The following is a 15,592-nucleotide window of genomic DNA, read 5'->3' on the forward strand; positions in this document are numbered from 1 at the left end:
AGTATGGACTTTGAATATATCTACCCCGTCTTAATTTTATTTGGCAGCTTTGCCGTCATGCTGGCAATAGGCGTGCCAATTACTTTTGCTATTGGCCTTTCTTCGCTGTTATCTATTATTACTGCGTTACCGCCCGATGCCGCCATTTCGGTTATTTCGCAAAAGATGACCGTAGGCCTGGATGGCTTTACGCTATTAGCCATTCCCTTCTTCGTGTTAGCCGGAAACATTATGAATACCGGAGGCATAGCCCGACGATTGGTTAACCTGGCGCAAGCATTAGTTGGGCGTCTTCCTGGCTCACTGGCTCATTGTAATATCCTCGCGAATACTCTATTTGGTGCGATTTCAGGTTCTGCTGTGGCGTCAGCTGCCGCAGTAGGTGGCATTATGTCACCATTGCAGGAAAAAGAGGGCTATGATCCGGCGTTCTCTGCGGCTGTTAATATTGCCTCTGCTCCAATTGGTCTGATGATCCCCCCCAGCAATGTGTTGATTGTCTATTCACTCGCCAGCGGAGGGACTTCTGTTGCTGCGTTATTCTTAGCCGGATATCTGCCAGGCATTCTCACCGCTGTTGCTTTAATGTTTGTTGCTGCACTTTATGCACGACGCAACCATTATCCAGTGGCTGAACGCATCAATTTGCATCAGTTTTTACAAATATTTCGTGAATCAATTCCCAGCCTGATGCTTATTTTTATCATTATTGGCGGTATTATCGCGGGGGTTTTTACGCCTACAGAAGCGTCGGCAATAGCGGTAATTTATAGTTTAGCCCTGGCGATGATTTACCGGGAAATCACCATCAAGAAACTCAATGAAATCCTGTTAGATTCCGTGGTAACCAGTTCAATTGTTCTGTTGCTGGTAGGCTGTTCGATGGGGATGTCATGGGCCATGACGAATGCTGATGTTCCTGAGTTGATCAATGAACTGATTACCAGCGTTTCGGATAACAAATGGATCATTCTTCTTATTATCAATATCATTCTGTTGATCGTCGGCACCTTTATGGATATCACACCGGCGATCCTGATATTTACACCTATTTTCCTGCCGATCGCCCAACATCTGGGGATTGATCCCATTCACTTCGGCATAATTATGGTTTTCAACTTAACCATTGGCCTTTGCACACCACCTGTCGGCACCATTCTGTTTGTGGGGTGCAGCATTGGTAAGGTCAGTATCGACAGAGCAATAAAACCATTACTGCCGATGTTTCTGGCATTGTTTGTAGTAATGGCAATTATTTGTTATTTCCCGCAGCTTAGTCTGATGCTACCAGGATTATTTTCAAGCTGACAAACAGACGGGCCTGAATAATTCAGGCCCGTCTGTTTACGTCTTCCCTCACCGCGAGGACTGCATATCGCCAGGAGACTTAATTGGTCCATTACGGTACCGGATTGACCAACAGTTGCCCTATCGAGCCACGGTCCGCCATTTCCAGCGTTTGACTATTAAAGTAGAACGGGAAGTGCGCCCAGGAAGGCTGGCCGAAATAGACAAGCAGCTCCACTTGTCCGTCGACCCAAACGGTATCTTTCCAGCCTCTGTCTTCCGGGAACGGCATGGCGCCGTTAACATTGCGGATCTGGAACATCACGCCTTCAATATGGAACGCCTGCGGTTCATCTGCTCGCACGATCCAGCGCTCCCACGTACCTTGCTGCGCGGTGACATCAATACGGTTGACGTCCCACAACTTCCCATTGATACCAGGATCGTCACCCAGGCTAATATCACGACTACGAATCGGCGAACCGGCCATAATTTCTGTCGGCAACAGCCGCATTGGCAGGCTGTCAGTGACCAGCGGCAGTAGCCCAGTCGGGCGCAACGTTAGCACCAGCGTGGAAACCAGAATGCTGGATGGCTCAAAGAAGCCACGAATACGATCAACGATACTCGCCGCTTCACCACAGGTGATAGACACTTCATCACCGTTGCTCATATCCACCAGAATCTCACGACGCTCGCCCGGCGCCAGGGAAAGTTGTTTTACCGACACTGGCGCAGGCAGGAATCCCTGATCGCCTGAAATCACATGCAATGGACGTCCGTCGCTCATCTGCAATTGATAACGACGGGAGTTCGACGCATTCAACAAACGCAGGCGCACCCAGCCACGCGAGACTTCAACGTACGGGCTTTGCACACCGTTAACCAGTAGCGTATCGCCAACAAAGCCACCGCTTCCTGGTTCGTTATATTCTGGTGTGCCAAAGTTATCCAGGCGTTTATCCTGAATAATGACCGGAAAATCATCGACACCATAATGGTTAGGAATGGGCAGTGACTTGCTGACTTCATCTTCCACCAGCCACATTCCGGCAAGGCCATTGTAGACTTGTTGAGCAGTGCGGTTCGGCGTATTAGCGTGATACCACAAGGTCGCAGCGTTCTGGCGGATTGGCAACACGGGCGCCCAGTCAGCATTAGGCGACATCATGCGCGCCGGGCCACCCATCAGCGGACCAGGCACCTGTAACCCGGCAACCGTCATTGAGACATTTTCCGTTAGTCGGTTGCTGTAAATAAGCTTAACATCGTCGCCCTTCCAGACACGGATTGTCGGCCCAAGGTAACGACCATTGATACCCCAAACCGACGCACGCGTCCCTGGCGTAAATGACCAGTGCGCGCGCTGTACTGTCATAAACAGCGGTTGCCCACGGCGAGATTCAAGCAGCGGCGGAACGGGCAACGGTTGCTGTTGCCCGGCTGCGCTTGCCTTCAGGGGGACAGCGCCTGCACAGAGTGCAATCCCCGATGCCTGAATGAACTGACGCCGACTGAGTGACATATTTGCTCCATGTAAAACTGGCTAAAGTAAAACTGTGCAGGAAAACGTTCCCGCAAAAATCCAGATTGCCGACTTAAACTTTTCCGGCAGCTTCGCGCTCTGCGACTTCTTTATCGAGCTCGGCGATTTTTTGTTCCATTATCGAACGACAATGAGCAGCCAGCTCGCGAACCTGATCTTTACCATATTGACTGACGTCAATCGGCGGCAGCATTTCTACGATCACTAAACCATTATTCAGTCGATTGAGATTAATCTTATTCGAAGTCGTGGAAACACACACGGGAATAATCGGCACACCTGCCGCAATCGCCGCATGAAAGGCCCCGGTTTTAAACGGCAGCAGGCCGCGACCACGACTACGCGTACCTTCCGGGAACATCCAGATGGAAATACGGCGTTTTTTAAAGTGATTCACCACTTCCGCGATGGTACCGTGCGCCTTAGTACGGTTGTTTCTGTCGATCAATAAGTTACCGGTTAACCAGTACAACTGCCCAAAGAAGGGGATCCACAGCAAACTCTTTTTACCCACAGTGACCGTCGGCGGCTGCACGATGTTTGATGCCGTCACCATGTCATAGTTGTTCTGATGGTTAGCAATATAGATAGCATTACCGTAGCTTTCAGCGTCAGTTGGTTTGCGACATTCGACCTTCAGGCCGTACAGCGGCGCAAGACGACCAAACATATGCCCGAAGGTGGCCACATGCTTCGGATTACGCGGGCTGAAAAGGCAGTAAATGGAGCCGAATACACAGACTAAGATGCTGTAAATAACAGTAATAATAAGACGAAAGATATATAGCATAACACCCTCTGAAGATCTGAGAGACTGGCATTGTACGTCACCTGAAATCAGGTTAGGGCATTGTTAAAAGCCGCTCTCCGGAAAAGCGTATTGTTAATCGCAACGCATGAATAAACAACGGTTTCAAGGGAATTTTTATTGTTTACACGGACTAAATGCAGTACCGGATGACGACTTCAACGTTTCATCCGGCTTACCTTAGTGGCAGGAGAAGGTGCAGCCCTCTCCTGCATTTTACTCTTCGCTGTCAGCACGCCGCGGGGAGTCAATCTCGACACGGTCGATACGCTGCAAACCACGCATCAATGTGCCGCGACGGCCACGCTCACCGGTCACCTTCAGCAGCTCTTCCGGACGCAGTTTGATTTTGCGTTTCCCAACATGAATCGTCAGCGTACTTTGTGGAGGCAGCACATACAGATGAGCAAGGCCATCCTCGCCCCGGGCGGCTTCTGCCGACGGAATGTTGATGATCTTGTTGCCTTTACCCTTCGACAGTTGCGGAAGCTCACTGACCGGGAACATCAGCATACGTCCAGCCAGAGTAATCGCCAGCAACATATCGGAAGGATCCTGAATCACCACTGGCGGCATAACATGCGCGTTTTCTGGCAGAGTAATCAGTGCCTTACCAGCACGGTTACGCGCCACCAGATCGTTAAAGGTACAGACGAATCCGTAACCTGCATCGGACGCCATCAACAGTTTCTGATCGTCGCTTTCCATTAGCATGTGATCAACGGTAGCGCCTGGCGGCAACGTCAGTTTACCGGTGAGTGGCTCGCCCTGACCACGCGCTGAGGGCAGCGTAATGGGGTCGATGGCGTAACTGCGTCCGGTAGAGTCAACAAACACCACAGGCTGGTTACTCTTGCCTTTCACCGCAGCTTTAAAGCTGTCACCCGCTTTATAGTTCAGACCAGGGGCGTCGATATCATGACCTTTGGCGCTACGCACCCAGCCCATCTGCGACAACACAATGGTAACCGGCTCAGACGGCAGCATGTCGTGCTCGCTCATCGCTTTCGCTTCTTCGCGTTCCTGCAGCGGAGAACGGCGATCGTCGCCATATGCTTGTGCGTCGGCCTGTAGCTCTTTCTTCAGCAGATTATTCATTTTGCGCTCGGAAGCCAGAATACCCTGCAACTGATCGCGCTCTTTTTCCAGCTCGTTCTGCTCACCGCGAATCTTCATCTCTTCCAGTTTGGCGAGATGACGCAGTTTCAGTTCGAGGATCGCTTCCGCCTGAGTTTCCGTAATGCCAAAGCGCGACATCAGCGCCGGTTTCGGTTCATCTTCATTACGAATGATCTCAATCACTTCGTCGATGTTGAGAAACGCCACCAGCAAACCTTCCAGGATATGCAGGCGCTTGAGGACTTTCTCCAGACGATAGTTCAGACGGCGGCGCACGGTATCGCGGCGGAACACCAGCCATTCAGAGAGGATTTCCCGCAGGTTTTTCACCGCCGGACGACCATCCAGACCGATCATATTGAGGTTAATGCGATAGCTCTTTTCCAGATCGGTGGTAGCGAAGAGGTGGTTCATCACCTGATCCATATCCACGCGGTTGGAACGCGGCACAATCACCAGACGAGTCGGGTTCTCGTGGTCAGATTCATCGCGCAGATCGTCAACCATCGGCAGCTTCTTGTTGCGCATTTGCGCAGCAATCTGCTCCAGCACGCGCGCGCCAGAAACCTGATGCGGTAGTGCGCTGATAACCACTGCGCCATCTTCTTTTTTCCACACCGCGCGCATACGCACAGAACCGCGACCGTTTTCGTAGATTTTGCGGATCTCCGCGCGGGAAGTGATGATTTCCGCTTCGGTCGGGTAGTCCGGCCCCTGCACGATATCCAGTAACTGGTCGAGCGTGGTATTGGGCTGCTCAATTAAGGCGATTGCCGCCTGCGCGACTTCACGCAGGTTGTGCGGCGGAATATCCGTCGCCATGCCGACGGCAATGCCGGTGGTGCCGTTAAGTAAAATATTCGGCAAGCGGGCAGGAAGCATTTTCGGCTCTTGCAACGTGCCATCGAAGTTTGGCACCCAATCCGCCGTTCCTTGCCCCAGTTCACTTAATAAAAGCTCGGAATATTTCGACAGGCGGGATTCGGTGTAACGCATTGCCGCGAACGATTTCGGATCGTCCGGCGCCCCCCAGTTCCCCTGCCCGTCCACCAGCGGATAACGGTAAGAGAATGGCTGCGCCATCAGCACCATCGCTTCATAGCAGGCGCTGTCGCCATGCGGATGGTATTTACCCAGTACGTCACCGACGGTACGAGCCGATTTTTTAAATTTGGCGGTAGAATTCAGGCCCAGTTCTGACATCGCATACACAATGCGGCGCTGAACGGGTTTCAGACCATCACCAATAAACGGCAACGCACGGTCCATGATCACGTACATGGAGTAGTTTAAGTAGGCGTTCTCCGTAAACTCATGCAGCGCAAGGCGCTCTGCCATATCGCTCATTAATTCTGATTCCTCAACTTATTCGCCCGCCTTCAAAGGGGCAATATTGCTGGAGATACTACATTATCTGCCGCGTCGAGTCACAGGAGATCAGCGTCATTAGCGCCGCCGGACGTGCTCCGACGGCGATAAAGGCATCAATGTGCCTTGATATACAACTCTTTGCTGTAGACATAATCCTGAGGATTATGCAGCGGGAAACCGCCAACGTAGGGTTTAAGCAGTTTGATCAGCGGTTGATAGTAGATGGGAATGAGCGGTGCCTGCTGGTTAATAATGGCCTCAGCCTGTTGATACAGCGCATTACGTTTTCCCGCATCGGTGGTTTGCGCGGCCTGATTCAATAACGCGTCATACTGCGCGTTTTTCCAGTGACCGACGTTCTCTTTACTATCGCTTTTAAGCGTGTTCAGAAAGGTGGAAGCATCATTATACGTCGCATCCCACGACTGCCGCGACAACATGAAATCACCGCTACGTCGGGCATCGAGATACGTTTTCCATTCCATCGTTCGCAACGTCACCTGTGCGCCAAGCCATTTTTTCCATTCGGAAGACAAGGCTATCGCCGTTTTCTCATGCAGATCGTATTTGTTGTAGAACAGTTCAAAGCGTAGCGGGTGAGAGGCGTCGTATCCCGCCTGTTTCAGCAAGGCTTTTGCCGTCGCCACGCGCTCACTCATTGGCTGTTGCAGTTCATCGAACGTCGGTGCGTTAAAGCCTTCAACCTCTGGCGGCGTCAACGTGGTTGCAGGCGTTCGCAGCCCAAGTACCTTTTGCGCGATTAACTGTCTGTCGACCGTCAGATATAACGCCCGCCGCACACGCACGTCGTCAAACGGCGTTTTCTGCGTATTGAAGTTGTAATATTCGCTGTTCAGACGCGGGATAATCTGCAACTCGCCTGGCAACGATTTTTCGATAGCCGGAATTTGCTGCGCCGGAACCCAGGTCAGATCGACCTCTCCCGCGCGATAGCGGTTATAACCGGTGACCGCATTATCCAGCGCCAGATACTCGACCTGCTGCAAAACGGTATGCTCTGCATCGCGGTACTTAGAATTTTTGCGAGCAGTAATCTTTTCGTTAACTACCCATTTATCAAGCACAAAGGCACCGTTGTAAACCATATGTTCTGGCTTACTCCAGCTATCGCCATATTTCGCTATTACATGATGTGGAACAGGAAACAACGTCGGCCAGGCTAGCATCGTCGTAAACCACGGTACGGGCTGCTCAAGCGTGACTTCAAGGGTGCGTTCATCTGTCGCTTTCACGCCTAACGATGAGACATCCGCTTTTCCCGCCGCGATAGCCGCTGCATTTTTAATATGCGCCTGCGCCAGATAGCCAGCAAAAGGGCTTGCCGTTTTGGGGTCAACCGCGCGCTGCCAGCCGAGGACAAAATCTTGAGCTGTCAGAGGCTGACCATCAGACCACTGTAGGCCGTTGCGTAAATGGAAAACATAGCGTTTGCCGCCATCAGACACTTCCCAGGACTCGGCCTGAGCGGGTTGCACTTTGCCTTCGCTGTCCATCCATACCAGACCTTCAAACAGATCCAGCACAATCTGCGCGGCAGTATTCTCCTCAACCTTTTGCGGGTCGAGTGTGCCTGGATCGCTATGATTGTTGTAACGAAAGACTTGTTGCGAAGAGAGCGGAGTATTGGCGGGAACGTCAGCAGCGTAGAGAGGAGTCGCACTTACCAGGCTGACCAGCCATAATAAATTTCGCGTATACATGGTATTCCTTACCGGAGAAATTATAAGCCCGACAACAATACGCCTGTGGCATTGTTAGCTCAAACTTATCACGAGTGATTTGGTTCACACTCCGGAAAAGATCCCCTTCACATTAACGGCACATAAACATCCGTTTTCAATTGCTGCTCTGCTATCCCTTCGCCCAGGTTGGTGTAATGAAACAGAATCGGAGCGTTACGTATTTTCTCGCCGCTTTCAGGAAGCCAGCTGCGAATGATGGTCCAGATGGTGTGAGATATGTTATCCAGGTCGCCAACATGGCGGGCTACGGCATAACGTCCCGACGTAAGTTCACCATTACTCACCCCATAACGATTCTCCGGAATCGGTTCGTTAACGCTGCCGCAGATATCAAAGCGAAACGCATCTGGCGCGGTGGTGGCAGGATCGTCCCAGGCGACGCCAAAAGTCTGGCTTTGGTTAACAGGAGAAAGCCCCGTCTCTTTGCGCCACATGATAAATTTTGCCACGCTGTAGTTGAGCAACTCAGGGCTACAGCGATGTGGCAACATCGCCACAGGGATTGATGGGAAATCGATAATGTTTACATCCAGTGTCAGGTTTGTCATTTTGCCTCCCTGCGAAATTATTCCCGGGAACGCGTCCCGGGAGCGGTAAAATTACGGGTTTACTTTGCGGATCTGTTTAACGTCAATTTCAACAGAGTTCCAGTCTTTATCCACTTCGCCCTGAATCTCAACCGTATCTTTCGGCGTCACAGTCACACCGTTCCAGCGTTTGTGGTCGATATCTACATTGATGGTGCCGCTGGCATCTTTGAACAGGTACAGATCGTCAGAGATGCGCTCAACGATATTGCCGCGCAGAGTTACCCAGGTGTCGTCACGCAGAGATTTCGCGTTTTCTACGTTAGTTACACTGCCGTTCGGCCCCTGGAATCCACCGGTCTGACTTTGTGTTGCCGATGGGCCAGAAAAACCACCCTGCTCTGCTGCCATTACCGGTGCGCTGCACAGAGCCATTACTGCAATTACTGCTGCTAATTTTTTCATGTTTGTTACTCCCTTTAATGTCTGTTTCCGGGCATTAAACAAGATAGTCCTTAACAACTTCTTAAGGAAAAAAAGAAAATTTAGGGCTGTACAGAGCACGTTACAACACGGTTTACTTGCAACAAATACAGTTATCGCAGGGATGAAAAGATGCGAATTTTACTGATAGAAGATGACATGCTGATTGGCGATGGCATCAAAACAGGTCTGAGTAAGATGGGTTTTAGCGTCGACTGGTTTACGGAAGGTCGTCAGGGAAAAGAGGCGCTTTATAGCGCGCCTTATGACGCGGTGATCCTTGATTTAACCTTACCGGGAATGGATGGTCGCGATATTTTACGCGAGTGGCGGGGTAAAGGTCAGCGTGAACCGGTACTGATTCTCACTGCACGCGACGCTCTGGCCGAACGCGTGGAAGGTTTGCGCCTGGGCGCGGACGATTATCTATGCAAACCTTTTGCGTTGATAGAAGTCGCAGCCAGGCTGGAGGCTCTGATGCGCCGAACCAACGGCCAGGCCAGCAACGAGCTGCGCCACGGTAACGTAATGCTCGACCCCGGCAAACGGATCGCCACGCTGGCAGGTGAATCCTTAACGTTAAAGCCAAAAGAGTTTGCCCTACTAGAACTCTTAATGCGCAACGCCGGTCGGGTACTGCCGCGCAAACTGATTGAAGAAAAACTGTATACCTGGGACGAAGAGGTCACCAGCAATGCCGTCGAAGTGCATGTACATCACCTGCGGCGCAAACTCGGCAGTGACTTTATTCGTACCGTTCACGGTATAGGCTACACATTAGGTGAAAAATGAAATTTACCCAACGCCTTAGTCTGCGAGTCAGACTGACGCTGATCTTTTTGATTCTGGCCTCGGTGACCTGGCTGCTTTCCAGTTTTGTCGCCTGGAAGCAAACAACGGATAACGTCGATGAGTTGTTCGATACCCAGTTAATGCTGTTTGCCAAACGGTTAAGTACGCTCGATCTCAACGAAATCAATGCGGCAGATCGTATGGCAAGAACGCCTAAGAAATTCAAACACGGTCATGTAGATGATGATGCACTGACCTTTGCCGTCTTTACCCACGATGGAAAAATGGTGCTCAACGATGGCGACAACGGAGAAGATATTCCCTATAGCTATCAACGTGAAGGTTTTGCTGACGGGCAACTGATAGGTGATAAAGATCAATGGCGTTTTATCTGGATGACATCACCTGATGGTAAATATCGCATCGCTGTCGGTCAGGAATGGGAATACCGTGAAGACATGGCGCTGGCGATTGTTATCGGACAGCTCATTCCGTGGCTTGTCGCGCTACCGATTATGTTAATCATCATGATGGTACTGCTGGGTCGTGAACTCTCACCGCTGAACAAACTGGCGCTGGCGCTACGTATGCGCGATCCCGACTCGGAAAAACCGCTCGACACCACCGGTGTGCCGAGCGAAGTGCGTCCGCTGGTTGAGTCGCTGAATCAACTTTTCGAACGTACACATGCGATGATGGTTCGTGAGCGACGCTTTACCTCCGATGCCGCTCACGAACTGCGTAGCCCGTTAACCGCGCTGAAAGTACAAACCGAAGTCGCGCAGCTTTCTGACGACGATCCACAGGCACGAAAAAAAGCCCTGATGCAATTACATTCCGGGATCGATCGCGCCACGCGCCTGGTTGACCAACTGCTCACTTTGTCGCGGCTGGATTCGCTGGATAATCTTCAGGACGTCGCGGAAATCCCACTTGAAGATCTCCTGCAATCGTCGGTAATGGATATTTACCACACGGCGCAGCAGGCGAAAATTGACGTGCGGCTGACGCTCAATGCCCAGGGCATCAAACGCACCGGACAACCGCTATTGTTAAGCCTACTGGTACGAAATCTGCTGGATAACGCTGTGCGTTACAGTCCACAAGGCAGCGTGGTGGACGTCACGCTGAATGCCGATAATTTCACCATAAGGGATAACGGCCCCGGAGTAACGCCAGAGGCACTGGCGCGAATTGGTGAACGCTTCTATCGCCCACCGGGACAAACCGCCACCGGCAGCGGGCTTGGGCTGTCGATTGTCCAGCGAATCGCCAGGCTGCATGGTATGAATGTTGTGTTTGGTAATGCAAAACAAGGTGGATTTGAGGCGAAGGTGAGCTGGTAACGCCTATGTCTATGAGGGCCGTTAAAACGACTCTCATAGATTTTATTAATAGCAAAATATAAGCCGTCCCCAAAAAAGCCACCAACCACAAACCAGACAAATAACGAGAGAGATTACATATAACCAAAACTCGAATATTTCCCGCACAAAGAGTTTTCTTAAGATGATAATAATAAGTGGCGTCAGAAGAAAAAATGCTGCAATCATTGCTTGTAATATACGATCTTCGCTTGAAACGGAAGGTATACTGCAAATATTGTCTCCCGACTCAAGCATCCAGTCATATTTATTGAAAGCAAAGAAATTTTCTGCTAGCCAATAAGCAAGCATTATATATAACAGTGCTTCAAATATTGTTTGAATTTTCTGCTTTAACATATTTCAGCACGTTCCAAAAAAAATCCATTTATAATTATCAACGTCACGCGTTGATATTTTTACTTTTACTTATTCAACGCCATAGTTATAAGTCTCCAGAAAAACCGAACCAAACCTGTAAACTAATCCTGTACTAGTGGAAATTATGAGGAATTGCTATCAGTATTGTCATTTTCAGAAAATATTTATCCTGCATCGATGGGTCAGAGCAAGATCAGACTTTTGCTAAATTCGCAAAAGACTTTGCACATTTTGCTAATTTCACCGTGCCGCTCTGTGACGTACTATAGTCGACAAACTTCTCACCTTGAGGATAAAAAATGAGCAACATCCTGATTATCAACGGCGCGAAGAAATTCGCCCACTCCAATGGTCAACTGAACGACACCCTGACCGAAGTCGCGGATGGCACGCTGCGCGACCTCGGGCATGATGTCCGCATCGTTCGCGCCGACAGCGACTACGATGTCAAAGCCGAAGTACAAAACTTTCTCTGGGCTGATGTGGTTATCTGGCAGATGCCAGGCTGGTGGATGGGCGCACCGTGGACGGTGAAAAAATACATTGATGATGTGTTCACCGAAGGTCACGGCACGCTGTATGCCAGCGATGGTCGTACTCGTAAAGACCCGTCGAAAAAATACGGTTCTGGCGGCCTGGTACAGGGCAAAAAATATATGCTTTCCCTGACCTGGAACGCCCCAATGGAAGCCTTCACCGAAAAAGACCAGTTCTTCCACGGCGTTGGCGTTGACGGCGTGTATCTGCCATTCCATAAAGCAAACCAATTCCTCGGTATGGAACCGCTGCCGACATTTATCGCTAATGACGTGATAAAAATGCCTGATGTTCCCCGCTATACTGAAGAATATCGCAAGCATCTTGTAGAGATTTTTGGTTAACTAGGGCTCTGGCTTTAGAAGGAGTTAACCATGATTACAGTAATCGCAGAAATCCGTACTCGTCCTGGTCAGCATCACCGTCAGGCGGTATTGGATCAGTTTGCTAAAATCGTTCCAACCGTTCTGAAGGAAGAAGGTTGCCACGGCTACGCGCCAATGGTGGATTGCGCTGCTGGCGTGAGTTTCCAGTCTATGGCGCCGGACTCTATCGTGATGATTGAGCAGTGGGAAAGCATTGCCCATCTTGAAGCGCATTTGCAGACGCCGCACATGAAAGCGTACAGCGAAGCCGTAAAAGGCGATGTGCTGGAGATGAATATTCGTATCCTGCAACCAGGGCTTTGACATCTCTGAAAAGAGGCCGGAGCTGTTACCGGCCTCAGGTCAGATTAGCCATTCTTTCTTCCCGTTTTCAAACCCCGATGGAAATCGTTAATTCGCTTAATGGTTTTAACCGCACGCTGCGGCACTGCGGAAGCCACCGACCAGACAATCATTTCCAGACACAACAATACCGTACCATGTAGTGGCGTTTTCCCCTTTTCATCCCCGCGCGGAACATGAATCACGATACTGGCGTCTTTGCTAAAACGCGAATCCAGCGCGTTTGTCAGCAAAATAACAGGGATCCCCAGCCGTCTCGCTTCACGCAGCGTTGTCAGCCCCTCCCGGTGCGCAGATTTTTGCGCCATCATGATCAGAACATCGCCACGTTGAAGCGCGATCAGTTGCTCGGCAAGGCCAATACCAGTACGGTTTAGCGCCGTGGCGGGTAAGCCAATGCGGTTGAATAACCGTGCGGTATAGTCCGCCAGGATACCCGAAGCGCCAATGCCAAAAATAACAACTTGCCGCGCCTGCACCAGCATGGCTACCGCTTGTGCGAGCGCGTGGCGGTTTTCAGGCTCGGACAGGACATTACAGGTATACAAATGCCCTTCAAGAACAAAATCGATTGCGGTGTTAACATCGCTCGTCAAGTTACTCACCGTCGTAGACATCTTTTCGCTGGAGCTAAGGGCAGGACCAAGCCACTGTTCCAGAGTGCGTTTCAGATCCCGCAGCCCGGCAAACCCCAGGGCCTGGATAGCCCGAATCACTGTGGCATCGGAAGTGTTCAATGTGGCTGCAATTTCCATCGCCGTTTGCTCGAGTACCACTTCACGATGTTCATTAATGTAGCTGGCGACGGCTCTTAACCCCGGCGTTAACTGACTGGCACGAGTGCGGAAACGCTCACCAAAAATATCAACACGCGTTTTGTCTTTCTGGATCATTTGGCCTCCGGTAAAGGTCGCCCCGCAATTTGTGATTGTATCTGCGCAGCCATCAGCCCAAGAGATGCAAAGGAGTTAGAAATCGCCTCTTCACGGGAAATCAATACATAACGCCCGGAACGACAGGCCGTAAGAAACTGGCACCATCCCGGCATCACTTTTTCCATCGCTGCCAGCTCATCCTGAGGCTTACCACCAGTGTCACCACGCCAGGTTGCAAAAACAAAATCGGCATCCAGTTCAGGCAAACGCTCCGCGCTCACATCCATTCGCCCACCTTCAGGAATGCTCTCAATCAGCGGCGGAAAGCGAAAACCAGCATCGCGTAATACCCGCCCCAGCGAATGATAGCTATGCATCACATTAATTTTTCCCTGATTTGCCTGAATCACCGATACCGTTATTTTTTGGCTGTCCAGCGTCGCCTTCAGCGCATTGATTTGCGCCTGATAGCGGCGTTCAAGTATCGCCAGCCGCGCCTGTGTTCCTGTAAGTACTGCCAGCTTGCGGTAGATTTCTGGCGCGCCCCCTTTGAGATGATCAATGCTCACCGTGGGCGCAATTTTTTCCAGTTGTTCAATGGGCGTATTGCGGGTCGGTTCTGTGATGATCAGGTCAGGCTTTGCCGCCACAATCGCTTCAATATCAATATCGGCTGTTCCAATGAAGGCTATTGATGAATTATCGAAGTCGACACCTGTCAGTAACGCACCTGATCGAATGAAATGGCTACCGTCAGGGCGTGTACGTCCGTGGCTGGCGACCGGGGGAACCCCAAGTTCAATCAAAGGAATGGTGATATCAAGATCGTGTAAAGAGACAATTCTCTTTGGATGTGCAGGCACTGTGACTTTGCGCCCTAAATCATCGGTAAACACCTGAACTGGTTCTGTTGCACGGGCAAAAAATGACAACAGTATCAGCAGAGAAAAAAATAAACGCATATAACTCCCGTTAAAAACTGTTCCTGCGCTGCCAGAGCAGTAGCAAAAAGAATGGTCCACCAATCAGTGAGATAACGATTCCCGCAGGGAGTTGCAAAGGCAAAAAAGCCAAACGCCCAATGCTATCCGCCAGGATGACTAACAACGCCCCCGATACGGCGCTCCCCAGCAGTAATGTCGTCTGCCCGCCACGCAGAATAAAACGTGACATATGGGGTGCTATCAGCCCGACAAAGCCGATGTTGCCAACACACGAAACGCAGACGGCTGTCAGGATTATTGGTGCGGCTACACGTAACAACGCCAGGCGAGAACTATTCACGCCTAACCCGGTTGCAACCTGATGACCCAGCAGAGCGATATCCGCAGTCCGGGCAGTGAACAGCAATAAAAGAGCGGCTGGCAACATCCAACAGACTGAAATACCGACTAACATCCAGTTAGCTGCATGCAGGCTTCCCGATAACCACATCAATGCAGTTTGTACATCACGAACATCTGCTGTGGTCATAAATACACCGATCCCGGCAGCGAAAAACCAGGACACGCCAATGCCAATCAGAACAAATCGCGGGCGGGAAATATCGCGCGCGCAAAAAATCACGATTAAAGCCACCAACAAGCCACCAGCAAGACCCGCCACGGGGCGCCAGAACATTCCCAGCATTGGAAACTGAAAAATCAGCCACAGCACAGCCACGCTACATCCTTCTTTAACGCCGATTAAACCGGGATCGGCAAGGCCGTTACGCGCAATGGATTGCATTGCGGCCCCTGCCATACCTAACATGGCCCCGCATAGCAATGCCATGATGACTCTCGGCAAGCGGATATCCTGCACAATATAACGTGCGTCGGTGCTTACGTTTTCTGGAGCAAACAACGCACGTCCTACTTCCGATGCCGGGACGGAGAAAGAACCATGCATCAGACCGAATATCAGTATTCCAACCGCAAACAGAGACAGTCCACTAAGCAACAGCAGATTTTTAGGGCGAATCAGTGTCGAAAATTTACCAACACGTAGTGGGCGTAGCCCGACGTTCATT

Annotated in this window: 15 protein-coding genes; 5 read left to right on the forward strand and 10 right to left on the reverse strand. The window is 50.8% G+C overall.

What is annotated here, in order from left to right; genetic code table 11:
- Positions 1 to 3 precede the first annotated feature (3 nt).
- Positions 4 to 1,308: a TRAP transporter large permease gene (locus H9644_RS07610; protein ID WP_191774015.1), complete on the forward strand. Its 1,305-nt coding sequence runs from the start codon at positions 4 to 6 to the stop codon at positions 1,306 to 1,308.
- Between the two features lie 91 nt (positions 1,309 to 1,399).
- On the opposite strand, the gene ftsP is transcribed toward H9644_RS07610, so the two are convergent.
- The 6 genes from ftsP to ygiW form a co-directional block, all read right to left on the reverse strand.
- Positions 1,400 to 2,812: a cell division protein FtsP gene (gene ftsP / locus H9644_RS07615; RefSeq protein ID WP_064529642.1), complete on the reverse strand. Its 1,413-nt coding sequence runs from the start codon at positions 2,810 to 2,812 to the stop codon at positions 1,400 to 1,402.
- A 73-nt stretch (positions 2,813 to 2,885) separates the two neighbouring features.
- Positions 2,886 to 3,623: a 1-acylglycerol-3-phosphate O-acyltransferase gene (gene plsC / locus H9644_RS07620; protein ID WP_191774016.1), complete on the reverse strand. Its 738-nt coding sequence runs from the start codon at positions 3,621 to 3,623 to the stop codon at positions 2,886 to 2,888.
- Positions 3,624 to 3,857: 234 nt separating this feature from the next.
- Entirely contained in the window at positions 3,858 to 6,107 is a 2,250-nt protein-coding gene (gene parC / locus H9644_RS07625; RefSeq protein ID WP_064529641.1) for a DNA topoisomerase IV subunit A, read from the reverse strand.
- A 137-nt stretch (positions 6,108 to 6,244) separates the two neighbouring features.
- A complete protein-coding gene (locus H9644_RS07630; RefSeq protein ID WP_191774018.1) occupies positions 6,245 to 7,852 on the reverse strand; it encodes an ABC transporter substrate-binding protein in 1,608 nt (535 codons plus the stop codon).
- Positions 7,853 to 7,959: 107 nt separating this feature from the next.
- Positions 7,960 to 8,442 (reverse strand): AraC family transcriptional regulator, encoded by a 483-nt coding sequence (locus H9644_RS07635; protein WP_064529640.1) that lies wholly within the window; start codon positions 8,440 to 8,442, stop codon positions 7,960 to 7,962.
- 51 nt (positions 8,443 to 8,493) lie between these two features.
- On the reverse strand, positions 8,494 to 8,886 hold the full coding sequence (gene ygiW / locus H9644_RS07640) for an OB fold stress tolerance protein YgiW (RefSeq protein WP_191774021.1): 393 nt from the start codon (positions 8,884 to 8,886) through the stop codon (positions 8,494 to 8,496).
- A 150-nt stretch (positions 8,887 to 9,036) separates the two neighbouring features.
- On the opposite strand from ygiW, the gene qseB reads away from it, so the two are divergent.
- Together qseB and qseC are read left to right on the forward strand one after the other, a co-directional pair.
- Entirely contained in the window at positions 9,037 to 9,696 is a 660-nt protein-coding gene (gene qseB, locus H9644_RS07645) for a quorum sensing response regulator transcription factor QseB (protein ID WP_064529638.1), read from the forward strand.
- Positions 9,693 to 11,042: a quorum sensing histidine kinase QseC gene (qseC, locus tag H9644_RS07650; RefSeq protein WP_191774023.1), complete on the forward strand. Its 1,350-nt coding sequence runs from the start codon at positions 9,693 to 9,695 to the stop codon at positions 11,040 to 11,042. The genes qseB and qseC overlap by 4 nt, the downstream gene beginning before the upstream one ends.
- A gap of 45 nt (positions 11,043 to 11,087) precedes the next feature.
- Here qseC and H9644_RS07655 read toward each other — a convergent pair whose 3' ends face one another.
- A complete protein-coding gene (locus H9644_RS07655) occupies positions 11,088 to 11,420 on the reverse strand; it encodes a DUF2645 family protein (protein WP_191774025.1) in 333 nt (110 codons plus the stop codon).
- Between the two features lie 320 nt (positions 11,421 to 11,740).
- On the opposite strand from H9644_RS07655, the gene mdaB reads away from it, so the two are divergent.
- Positions 11,741 to 12,322, forward strand: a complete 582-nt coding sequence (gene mdaB / locus H9644_RS07660) for an NADPH:quinone oxidoreductase MdaB (protein WP_000065430.1) — start codon at positions 11,741 to 11,743, stop codon at positions 12,320 to 12,322.
- Between the two features lie 30 nt (positions 12,323 to 12,352).
- Positions 12,353 to 12,667 (forward strand): putative quinol monooxygenase, encoded by a 315-nt coding sequence (locus tag H9644_RS07665; RefSeq protein ID WP_000633738.1) that lies wholly within the window; start codon positions 12,353 to 12,355, stop codon positions 12,665 to 12,667.
- A gap of 44 nt (positions 12,668 to 12,711) precedes the next feature.
- On the opposite strand, the gene H9644_RS07670 is transcribed toward H9644_RS07665, so the two are convergent.
- From H9644_RS07670 to H9644_RS07680, 3 genes are read right to left on the reverse strand one after another with little or no spacing between them, the layout of a single operon-like run.
- A complete protein-coding gene (locus tag H9644_RS07670; RefSeq protein ID WP_064529635.1) occupies positions 12,712 to 13,599 on the reverse strand; it encodes a MurR/RpiR family transcriptional regulator in 888 nt (295 codons plus the stop codon).
- Positions 13,596 to 14,543 (reverse strand): iron-siderophore ABC transporter substrate-binding protein, encoded by a 948-nt coding sequence (locus H9644_RS07675; RefSeq protein WP_191774027.1) that lies wholly within the window; start codon positions 14,541 to 14,543, stop codon positions 13,596 to 13,598. The genes H9644_RS07670 and H9644_RS07675 overlap by 4 nt, the downstream gene beginning before the upstream one ends.
- 10 nt (positions 14,544 to 14,553) lie before the next feature.
- Entirely contained in the window at positions 14,554 to 15,591 is a 1,038-nt protein-coding gene (locus tag H9644_RS07680) for a FecCD family ABC transporter permease (RefSeq protein WP_191774074.1), read from the reverse strand.
- Position 15,592 lies beyond the last annotated feature (1 nt).

Source organism: Escherichia whittamii (assembly GCF_014836715.1).
In the GTDB taxonomy this organism is placed as follows: domain Bacteria; phylum Pseudomonadota; class Gammaproteobacteria; order Enterobacterales; family Enterobacteriaceae; genus Escherichia; species Escherichia whittamii.